The following is a 9,537-nucleotide window of genomic DNA, read 5'->3' as shown; positions in this document are numbered from 1 at the left end:
GTCCCCCCGGCCGCCCCTCCCGGGCCGCCGGGTTCACGGAGTGTTGACAGCGCAACGCGGCATTGGACCCTGGTGCAGGTTAACCGCGTTGACAGTGTTCGGTTTTACATTTTGCGGCGGCCCATCCGCCGGAGTGCCTCCAGGAATGCCCTGGAGTGTTGGCAACTACATGGAATTCCAAAGGGTTTACGAATTTTCAAACAGGGGGATGACAGCGTTGGGATTCGCCTCTACATTGCCTCCGTCGGATTTCACTCAAGAGGTGCTGCGCATGGCTTACGACGGCGAGCTTGTGAAGATGCAGAACGGTCGCTGGGCGCGGTTCCAGCGGTGCCAGGTGTACCGGCCGGGCGTGGCGGACGCCGGTGAGACCATGCTCCTGATCGCGGTGGAGCTCGAGGACCGCTATCAGCAGCTGCTCGACCAGGCGGCGGATTCCCTCGCGGAGTACCGCTCCCAGGGCGTGCCCGTGCAGGTGCAGCTGACGCCGGACGCGCAGGGGCTCACCCTGCACCCGGAGGCTCCGGCCTCCCTCTCGATGAACTAGGACCCCTCCCCGGGGTTCCAGCTTGTAAAGCCAAGGGCTTCGCGCTTCACCGCGCGAGGCCCTTCGCATTTACAGCGCTGACAGGACGGGGGCTCTCGTCCACTTTTCAACGCACCGCGCGCCGCCCACACGGGGCGTGGATGGCGCGCTCAGTCGTGGATCTGGAAGAAGCGGGCGGCGTTGTCCCGGGTGACCCGCCGCACGATGCGCTCGGACAGCTTCGCCTTGCCCAGGAGGTTCGCCGTGCGCGCGAGCCCCAGGATGTCCCCCGCGCCGTCGCCCGCGTCCGAGTCCAGCACCAGGCGCTCGCTGCCCAGCCGCCGCACCAGGGCCACCGCCCGGTCCGCCTGGAGGGCCTCCGGGTGCAGGGTGAGCCCCGCCCAGTGGCCTACCTCCAGGATGGTCCGCACGGTGCGCGCGTTGGCGTGGTCCACCAGCGCGCGCGACGGCGCCAGCCCGGACTGGCGCAGGAGCGTGAGGATGCGGCGCGTGTGGCGCTCCTTGTCCTTGAGCGGCGTGTGCACCACCACGCGCAGCTTCAGCTGACGGGCCAGGGCCAGCTGCTCCAGGAAGGCCTCTTCCTCCTCCTCGCCGCCCGCGTGCAGCCCCGTCTCTCCCAGGGCCACCACCCGGCCGCCCTCGAAGTAGTCCGGCAGGTGGCCCAGGACCTCCGACAGCCCCCGGCGCGGGATGCAGCGCGGGTGCACGCCCAGGGCGGCCCAGGCGCGGATGCCCAGCCGTTCCAGGCGCGGCAGCTGCTTCTCCACCAGTTGATCGAAGTGCTGGCGCAGCCCCTTGGCCGTGGGTTCCGGGAAGTGGTGCGCGACCACCAGGGCCCGCTCCACGCCGAAGAAGCGCATGGACTCCAGGTCCTGGTCCGTCAGGGCCTCCGGGTGGAGGTGCGCATCGAAGAGCGGAATCGGCTCGGCCACGGGCAGTCGTTCTCCTTCGTCAGTCCTGGCCCGTCGCGGCGCCCTCGTTGCGCGGGTCACTGGAGGAATAGCGCAGGTTGGTGCGCGGGTCGCTGTAGACGGCCTCCGCGTCGCCCCAGCCGTCCACCCGGCGAATCTTGTGGCCCTTGGCCTCCAGCGTGGACAGCGTCGCCGGCTCCAGGCCCCACTTGTCCACCCAGAGTTCGTCCGGGAGGTACTGGTGGTGCAGCCGGCCCGTGCCCACCGCGCGCGCCACGTCCATGCCGTGGTCCACCACGTTGCTGATGGCCTGGATGACGGTGGTGGGGATGGTGGAGCCGCCAGGGCTGCCCACCGCCAGCATCACCCGCTTCGGGTCCTCCTTGGAGAACACCAGCGTGGGCGACATGGAGGACAGGGGCACCTTGCCGGCCTGGATGGCGTTGGGCTCCCCCGTGACGAGCCCGTACGCGTTGGGCACGCCCGGCTGCGCGGCGAAGTCGTCCATCTGATCATTGAGCAGCACGCCGGTGCCCTTCGCCACCAGGCACGAGCCGAAGCTGTAGTTGACCGTGGTCGTCATGGCCACCGCGTTGCCGTCCTTGTCGATGACGGAGATGTGCGTGGTGTTCTTCTTCTCCGGCTCCGGGGTGAGGGGCCCCGCGTCCTTGCGCAGCGTGGAGGCCGGGCCGCCCGTCACCGGGGCCAGCAGCGACGCGCTGGGCGTGGCCTTCTTCGGGTCGATGTTGCCCGCCAGGTCCGCGATGTGGCCGGGGGACGTCAGCCGCTCCAGGGGCACCTGCACGAAGGCCGGGTCGCCCAGGTACTTCGCGCGGTCCACGTACGCGCGCCGCACGGCCTCCACATAGAGGTGCAGCGCTTCCGGATCGCGGTACGGAACGCCCTGGGGCCGCAGCTGCTGGAGCATGCCCAGCACCTGCACCACCGCCAGCCCGCCCGCGCTGGGCGGCGGCATGGTGAGGATGCGGTGGCCCCGGTAGACCGTCTCCAGCGGCGTGGCGGGGCGCGTCTTGTACGCGGTCAGGTCCTCCTGCGTGAGCAGCCCGCCCGCGTCCTTCACCGTCTTCACCATCGCCTGCGCCACCGGGCCTGAATAGAAGGCCTTCGCGCCACCCTTCGCGACCTTCTCCAGCGTGCGCGCCAGGTCCGGCTGTTTGATCAGGTGCCCCACCGGGGGCACGTCCGGCGTGCCCTGCGCGTTGGGCACCAGGAAGATGCGCGCCGCCTCCGGGTCCTGGCGCAGACACTCCGCCCGGCCCGTGGCCATCTGCTGGTACTTGGGCGTCACCCAGAAGCCCTGCTTCGCCAGCCGGATGGCCGGGGCCAGCACCACCGCGGGCTTGAGCTTGCCGTGCTTCGCGAGCAGCTCCAGGTAGCCCGCCACCGCGCCCGGCACCGCCACGCTCAGGGCGCCGTCCGTGGACAGCCCCGGCACCAGCGCGCCGTCCTTCAGGTACATGTCGCGGGACGCGCCCTTCGGAGCCACCTCCCGGAAGTCCAGCACCTGCGTGCCGCCGGACTTCGCGTCGTGCACCAGCGCGAACCCGCCGCCGCCCACGCCGGAGTGGTAGGGCCCCACCACCGCCGCCACGAACGCCGCCGCCACCGCCGCGTCCACCGCGTTGCCGCCCTTGTCCAGCATCTGGAGCGCGGCCTCGCTCGCGGGCGGATACGCCGTGGCCACCGCACCTCCCCGGTAGGGACGTGCCGCACCCGCCTGGGTCGCCACCAGCAACACCACGAGTCCCAGCGCGCGGAACGGGCTCCGTCCCACGGCTCCAATGTGTGTCTTCCCCACCTGTGGACGCCTTTCCTTGTGATTTCCGGCCGTTCCCTAATGCACCATGCACCGAACCCGGGCCAGGGTTTCAACAAGACAACATTTTTTTCCTTGGATTGTGAGCCGAAGCGGGGCAGGCTTTCTCCATGGGCAGCAACGGGCGGTGCATATGAGTCCTCCGAACCCCGTGGAAAGCCCGGCGTCGGTTTCGACTCCGGCCCCCACCACGACGCGGCTGACGACGTTCCTGAAGCCGCGCTTCGGCATCACGGTCCAATGCAACACGTTGTGTGTAGCAGTCAGCGCCCGGCCCTGCCCTGACGCCCCGCGATCATCTTTGAACGCTGGGCGCGGTTGACGAGTTGATCGGCGGTCCCTAATTCTCCGCCGCATATGACAGCTCTGGCGGCGGTTGTGCTGTGCGCGGGCAAGGGCACGCGGATGAAGTCGGAGAAGGCCAAGGTCCTTCACCCCATCCTCGGCCGTCCCCTCTGCGCCTATCCCTTGAAGCGGGCCCTGGAACTGGGCGCCACGCATGTGGTGCCGGTGGTGGGACACCAGGCTTCGGAGGTGGAGAAGTCCATCCGCGCCCACTTCCCGGACGCGCCCCTGCGCTTCGCGCTCCAGAAGGAGCAGCGCGGCACGGCGGACGCGGTGAAGGCCGCGGAAGACGCGCTGAAGGGCCATGACGGCCGCGTGCTCATCCTCTACGGAGACGTGCCGCTCTTGCGCAAGGAGACGCTCCAGGCGCTCCTGTCCGCGCACGACGCCGCGGGCGGGGTGCTGGCGCTGGTGTCCACCACGCTGGAGGACCCCACCGGCTACGGCCGCGTCATCCGCGAGGGCGGCAAGGTCGCGCGCATCGTGGAGCACAAGGACTGCACCCCGGAGCAGCGCGCGGTGAAGGAGTGCAACGCGGGCATCTACTCCGTGGACGCGGCCTTCCTGTGGAAGGCGCTGGCGGAGATCAAACCCGTCAACGCGCAGGGCGAGTACTACCTCACCGACCTGGTGGAGATGGCCGCGAAGCAGGGCCCCGTGGGCGCGGTGGACGCGGACGCCACGGAGACCGCGGGCGTGAACGACAAGGTGGAGCTGGCGGCGCGCGCCCGCGTCCTCCAGCAGCGCATCAACGAAGCCCACATGCGCGCGGGCGTGTCCATCCAGGACCCGGCCACCGCGTACATCGAAGAGGGCATCACCATCGGCACCGACACGGAAATCGGCCCCAGCGTTTCGCTGATGGCCGGCACCGTCATCGGGAAGAACGTCACCATCGGCCAGGGCAGCGTGCTCACGGCCTCCCACGTGGCGGACGGCACTCACATCAAGCCCTACTCCGTGCTGGAGGAGGCGCGTGTGGGCGAGCGGTGCATCATCGGGCCGTTCTCCCGGCTGCGCCCCGCCACGGAGCTGGCAGAGGAAGTGCATCTGGGGAACTTCGTGGAGACGAAGAAGGCCCGCATCGGCAAGGGCAGCAAGGCCAACCACCTGACTTACCTGGGCGACGCGAACATCGGCGCCGGGTGCAACATCGGCGCGGGCACCATCACCTGTAATTATGACGGGGTGAACAAGCACCTGACGGAGCTGGGCGACGGGGTCTTCATCGGCTCGGACTCGCAGCTGGTGGCGCCGGTGAAGGTGGGGGACGGCGGGTATGTCGGCGCGGGCACCACGGTGACGAAAAATGTGCCTCCTGGGAGCCTCGCTGTGTCCCGTGCGCCACAGGTGGTGAAGGAGGGTTGGGTGGCGGCCAAGAAGGCACGGCAGACGAAGGTGAAGGCTGGTTAGCAAGAGTGCTCGCCTGCTGTTCGGTCGGCGGGGCGGGGTTGGGCGTGTTGGGCGTGAACGGGATTCCCGTGGTTTGCTCCGGCGCCGCGGGACGAGAAAGAGGCAGGACGAACATGTGCGGGATTGTTGGCTACGTCGGTGACAAGGAATCTGCTCCCATCCTGGTGTCGGGTCTGAAGAAGCTCGAGTACCGGGGCTATGACTCCGCGGGTGTCGCGGTGGTCGGCGGCAACCAGCTCAACGTGGTGCGCGCCACGGGCAAGCTGCGCAATCTGGAGAACCGCGTGGTGCAGGACCTGCCCAAGGGCACCACGGGCATCGGCCACACGCGCTGGGCGACGCACGGCCGTCCCTCCGACGAGAACGCGCACCCGCACACGTACAAGAACGTCGCGGTGGTGCACAACGGCATCATCGAGAACCACCTGGCGCTCAAGGCGGAGCTGCGCGCGCGCGGCCACGTCTTCTCGTCGGAGACGGACTCGGAAGTCTTCGCGCACCTCATCTCCGAAGAGGTGGAGCGCGGCGTGGACCTGCCGGACGCGGTGCGCTCGGCCATCAAGCTGGTGAAGGGCACCTACGGCCTCGTGGTGGTGTGCTCCAACGACCCGGGCCGCATCGTGTGCACGAAGGACGCGTCGCCCATGGTGCTGGGCCTGGGCGAGGGCCAGAACTTCGTGGCCAGCGACGTGCCGGCGCTGCTCGAGCACACGCGCGACTTCGTCTACATGGAGGAGGGTGACCTCGCGGTCATCACCGCGGCGAAGGTCGACATCTTCAACCGCGACGGGAAGCTGGTGAACCGCCCCACGCGCCGCATCGACTGGACGCCGATGATGGCGGAGAAGGGCGGCTACAAGCACTTCATGCACAAGGAGATCCACGAGCAGCCCCGCGCCATCGCGGACACGCTGCGCGGCCGGATGCTCCTCACCGAGGGCGACGTCCACTTCGAGACCTGGAACCTCACGCAGGAGCAGGTCCAGTCCTTCACCAAGGTCACCATCCTGGCCTGCGGCACGTCCTGGCACTCGGGCGTGGCCGGCCGGCACATGATTGAGTCCCTGGCGCGGCTGCCGGTGGAAGTGGAGCTCGCCAGCGAGTTCCGCTACCGCGACCCCATCGTGGAGAAGAGCCACCTGGTCATCGCCATCAGCCAGTCCGGTGAGACGGCGGACACGCTCGCGGCCTTCAAGGAAGCGAAGCGGCTGGGCGCGCACACCATGGCCATCTGCAACGTCATCGGCAGCGCGATGACGCGCGAGGCGAACCTGCACGTCCTCACGAACGCGGGCCCGGAGATTGGCGTCGCGTCCACCAAGGCGTTCACCACGCAGCTGGTGACGCTGTACCTGCTGGCGGTGAAGCTGGGCCGCATGCGCGGCACGCTGTCCGTGGAGGCCGCGCAGGAGCACCTGACGCACCTGACCCAGGTGCCGAAGATGATCGAGGACGTCCTCAAGTGCGAGCCGCAGGTGAAGCGCGTCGCGCGCGAGTTCATGAACGCGCAGGACTTCCTCTTCCTCGGCCGCGGCCCCATGCACCCGGTGGCGCTGGAGGGCGCGCTCAAGCTGAAGGAGATTTCGTACATCCACGCGGAGGGCTACGCGGGCGGTGAGATGAAGCACGGCCCCATCGCGCTCATCGACGAGAAGATGCCCGTCGTGGTCATCGCGCCGAAGCAGCCGCACATCGCCTACGAGAAGATCATCGGCAACATCGAGGAGGTCCGCGCGCGCGGCGGCAAGGTCATCGCCATCCTCGACGAGGACGACAACCAGGCGGACACCCTGGCCGACCACGTCATCCGCATCCCCTCCGCCTGCGCGCTGCTCGCGCCGGTGGTGGCCACCATCCCGCTCCAGCTGCTCGCGTACCACGTGGCGGAGATGCGCGGGAACGACGTGGATCAGCCCCGCAACCTAGCCAAGAGCGTGACCGTCGAGTAGCGCTTCACGGCTTCCACGCCTGGATGCGAAAGAGCCCGGACTCCCTTCATGAGGGGGCCCGGGCTTCTTCGTTTCCGCTACGGCTCGTCCGCCAGCTCCAGGAGGACCTCCAGGTCCGCGGCGGCGTCCAGCGACTCCAGCAGCTCCAGGTTCTCCACCACCTCCCGGTCCTCGTCGGTGAGCGGCGGCTCCGTCCGGCGCGTTTCGGCGGGCGGGGGACGGGACTCCGGCTGCACGGCCTTCGCGGGCGCGGGGACTTCCCCGGGCGGCGGGGGCTCCCGGGCCGCCGCGGGCACGGCCGCCGCGAGCGTGAGGAGCAGGAGCCAGCAGGGGGCGGGCCTCACTTGTCGCGCCGCCTTTCGCGCAGCCGCTCGCGGGCCTCCTGGCGCTGCTCCTTGGACATCTGCCGCCAGCGGCGCATGTTCTCCTGCATCTGCTCGCGCCGCTCCGGGTGCTCCTTGAGGTAGGCGCGCACACGCTCGCGCAGCTCCGCGCGGCGCTCCGGGGTGAGGCCGCGCAGCTCGCGCACCTGCTCACGCACCGCCTGCCGCTCCTGGGGCGACAGCTTCTGGAAGTCGCGCAGGTTGGTCCTCAGCCGCTCGCGCTCCTCCGGGGGCAGCTGCCGCCAGCGCTGGAGGTTCCCGCGCACGCGGGCCTGCTCGTCGGGAGACATCGCCTTGAACTCGCGCAGCTTCGCGCGCAGGGCCTCCTTCTGCTCCGGCGGGAGCTTCTCGAAGCGCTCCGCGGCGGTGGGGGCGGGGGCGTTGGCCGCGCGGGCGTGCGCTCCCAGGCCGAGCCCCAGCGTCACGGCCAGCAGTCCGGCGGTCATTCTTCCCAGCATCACGGCATCCCCAGTTCGTGGAGGTTCTCGACGACGTCCAGGTCTTCGGAGCTGTTGAGCCCCAGCACTTCGTAGTCCTCGACCAGCTCCAGGTTCGCCGCCACCTCCAGCGCGCCCGGGTCCCACTCCTCCAGCGCGGGCGGCTCCACGCGCGCGCGGCCGGCCACGAGCAGCGTCAGCACCGCCGCGGCGGCCAGGCCCGCGGAGGGCACGAGCACGCCGGGCTTCAGGAACCGCGCGAACCTTTCACGCCAGGTGGGCGGCAGCGCGTCCACCCGCGCCAGCAGCTCGCGCCGGGCGGAGGGGGACGGCGTGAAGGCGGGCACCTCCGCCATCCGCGCCACCGTGAGGCGCAGGAGCCTTTCGGTCCCCTGGCACTCCGCGCAGGTGCCCAGGTGGGCCTCCACCCGCGCGCGGTGCGGGGGCGGAAGCTCTCCGTCCACCCAGGCCGTCAGGTCTTCTTCAAACGCACAGCTCATGCCCGACTCCTCGCGGGCACGGTGCCCGCCTGCAACGCTTCAATCCTGCGCGCCACCGCCAGGGTGGCCCGGTGGATGAGGCTCTTCACGGCGGCCTCGCTCGCCTCCAGCGCCTCCGCGATGTCCCGGTACGCCATGCCCTCGAAGCGGCACATGGTGAACGCGGCGCGCTCGCGGTCGCTCAGGTCCTTCAGCGCCAGGCCCACCGCCGCTTCCAGCTCCCGGCCGCTCAGGGCCTGGTCGGGCCGGTCTCCGTCAGGCCCTGGCATCTGGACCGCTCCCGCGTCGTCGTCCGCCGGGTCTTGCGCCGTGAGGCGCGCCACGCGGTACTCGCCGCGCCGCATCTCATTGAGGCAGTGGTTCGTCGCCACCCGGAAGAGGAAGGTCTTGAACTTCGCCGTGGGCTTGTAGGCGCGCGCGTGGCGGTAGAGCTTCACGAAGATGTCCTGCGTGAGCTCCTCCGCCCGGGCCGCGTCCCCCACGAAGCGGAACGCGAAGCGCGCCACGCTCGCGTGGTGCCGGTCGAAGAGCAGGGCAAAGGCCTGCTTGTCGCCCGCCGCCACCTTCAGCATCGCCTGCGTGTCCGGGTCCCAATCCATCCGTGAGGCCGCAAACCCCGTTGCCCTTTGGAAGTTGCGGGCTGCCCCCACTTTGAACCCCACGCCGTGCCCCGGTTACAGTTTCCCCACCGTGTCCGATGCTTTCCGCCCACGTTCGCGCACACCGTCCCCCCACCTGGGAGGGGAGGCGGAGCCCCCGTCGGACCTGGCGGCCTGGGAGCCTCCGGCGCAGGGCGGCACGCCCACCCCGCCCACGGACTCGCCGCTGCCCATGTACCTGCTGGCGCAGCAGGCCCGGCGCGCGGAAGGGGACGAGCAGAAGCGCCTGGCCTGGAACCTCAACCAGCTCCTGGCGGAGATGGGGGCGCAGGGCGGAGGCCGGCCGGAGGCGGACGCCTTCCACCGGCTCCTGGAGGGGGGCAACCTGGACGGGCTGGTGGACGCGGACGGGCGCTCCTGCCGCGCCACGGCGGTGGAGGCCCTGCTGGCGCTGGGTTTCCCCTACGCGCTGGAGGTGCGCCCGGAGGACCTGGAGCACCTGAGGAACGCCCCCATCCCGGGCATCCGGATGACGCCGCCCGCGGGAGGCCCCTTCCCGGCGCTCGCGGTGGGGCTGGGGGCGCTGGCGCTCCAGGTGGTGCTGGGGTGGCTGGGC

The 9,537-nt window shown here is 70.2% G+C and carries 9 protein-coding genes and 1 pseudogene; 4 read left to right on the top strand and 6 right to left on the bottom strand.

The window, feature by feature from the left end:
• The first annotated feature begins 271 nt into the window (after positions 1 to 271).
• Positions 272 to 547, top strand: coding sequence for a hypothetical protein (locus D7W81_RS36330; protein WP_120559960.1), 276 nt, complete (start codon positions 272 to 274; stop codon positions 545 to 547).
• A 149-nt stretch (positions 548 to 696) separates the two neighbouring features.
• Here the strand turns inward: D7W81_RS36330 and D7W81_RS36325 are convergent, their stop codons facing one another.
• Together D7W81_RS36325 and ggt are read right to left on the bottom strand one after the other, a co-directional pair.
• Complete coding sequence (locus D7W81_RS36325) at positions 697 to 1,479, bottom strand: TatD family hydrolase (RefSeq protein WP_120559959.1); 783 nt, start codon at positions 1,477 to 1,479, stop codon at positions 697 to 699.
• Between the two features lie 19 nt (positions 1,480 to 1,498).
• A complete protein-coding gene (gene ggt / locus D7W81_RS36320) occupies positions 1,499 to 3,277 on the bottom strand; it encodes a gamma-glutamyltransferase (protein ID WP_244227683.1) in 1,779 nt (592 codons plus the stop codon).
• 375 nt (positions 3,278 to 3,652) lie between these two features.
• Here ggt and glmU point away from each other — a divergent pair, with 375 nt between their 5' ends.
• Together glmU and glmS are read left to right on the top strand one after the other, a co-directional pair.
• On the top strand, positions 3,653 to 5,053 hold the full coding sequence (gene glmU, locus D7W81_RS36310; protein ID WP_120559958.1) for a bifunctional UDP-N-acetylglucosamine diphosphorylase/glucosamine-1-phosphate N-acetyltransferase GlmU: 1,401 nt from the start codon (positions 3,653 to 3,655) through the stop codon (positions 5,051 to 5,053).
• Positions 5,054 to 5,166: 113 nt separating this feature from the next.
• Complete coding sequence (glmS, locus tag D7W81_RS36305; protein ID WP_120559957.1) at positions 5,167 to 7,002, top strand: glutamine--fructose-6-phosphate transaminase (isomerizing); 1,836 nt, start codon at positions 5,167 to 5,169, stop codon at positions 7,000 to 7,002.
• A 77-nt stretch (positions 7,003 to 7,079) separates the two neighbouring features.
• Here glmS and D7W81_RS36300 read toward each other — a convergent pair whose 3' ends face one another.
• Genes D7W81_RS36300 through D7W81_RS36285 form a run of 4 tightly spaced genes read right to left on the bottom strand, consistent with a single transcriptional unit; the run spans position 7,080 to position 8,921 of the window.
• Positions 7,080 to 7,346 (bottom strand): hypothetical protein, encoded by a 267-nt coding sequence (locus D7W81_RS36300; RefSeq protein WP_120559956.1) that lies wholly within the window; start codon positions 7,344 to 7,346, stop codon positions 7,080 to 7,082.
• Positions 7,343 to 7,843 (bottom strand): DUF3106 domain-containing protein, encoded by a 501-nt coding sequence (locus D7W81_RS36295; RefSeq protein ID WP_120559955.1) that lies wholly within the window; start codon positions 7,841 to 7,843, stop codon positions 7,343 to 7,345. The genes D7W81_RS36300 and D7W81_RS36295 overlap by 4 nt, the downstream gene beginning before the upstream one ends.
• Positions 7,843 to 8,322, bottom strand: coding sequence for an anti-sigma factor family protein (locus D7W81_RS36290; protein WP_120559954.1), 480 nt, complete (start codon positions 8,320 to 8,322; stop codon positions 7,843 to 7,845). Before D7W81_RS36290 ends, D7W81_RS36295 begins: the two co-directional genes overlap by 1 nt.
• On the bottom strand, positions 8,319 to 8,921 hold the full coding sequence (locus tag D7W81_RS36285) for an RNA polymerase sigma factor (RefSeq protein ID WP_120559953.1): 603 nt from the start codon (positions 8,919 to 8,921) through the stop codon (positions 8,319 to 8,321). Before D7W81_RS36285 ends, D7W81_RS36290 begins: the two co-directional genes overlap by 4 nt.
• A gap of 91 nt (positions 8,922 to 9,012) precedes the next feature.
• On the opposite strand from D7W81_RS36285, the pseudogene D7W81_RS36280 reads away from it, so the two are divergent.
• Positions 9,013 to 9,537: pseudogene (locus D7W81_RS36280) on the top strand (hypothetical protein); the annotation flags it as partial.

It is taken from the genome of Corallococcus aberystwythensis (genome assembly GCF_003612165.1).
In the GTDB taxonomy this organism is placed as follows: domain Bacteria; phylum Myxococcota; class Myxococcia; order Myxococcales; family Myxococcaceae; genus Corallococcus; species Corallococcus aberystwythensis.
The sequence above is the reverse complement of the archived record's forward strand: the minus strand, read 5'-3'. Positions and strand labels throughout refer to the sequence as shown.

Coding starts and splice junctions, on each gene's coding strand:
- D7W81_RS36330 (WP_120559960.1), top strand. CDS start 272: ATGGCTTACGACGGCGAGCTTGTGAAGATGCAGAACGGTCGCTGGGCG.
- glmU (WP_120559958.1), top strand. CDS start 3,653: ATGACAGCTCTGGCGGCGGTTGTGCTGTGCGCGGGCAAGGGCACGCGG.
- glmS (WP_120559957.1), top strand. CDS start 5,167: ATGTGCGGGATTGTTGGCTACGTCGGTGACAAGGAATCTGCTCCCATC.
- D7W81_RS36295 (WP_120559955.1), bottom strand. CDS start 7,843: ATGCTGGGAAGAATGACCGCCGGACTGCTGGCCGTGACGCTGGGGCTC.
- D7W81_RS36290 (WP_120559954.1), bottom strand. CDS start 8,322: ATGAGCTGTGCGTTTGAAGAAGACCTGACGGCCTGGGTGGACGGAGAG.
- D7W81_RS36285 (WP_120559953.1), bottom strand. CDS start 8,921: ATGGATTGGGACCCGGACACGCAGGCGATGCTGAAGGTGGCGGCGGGC.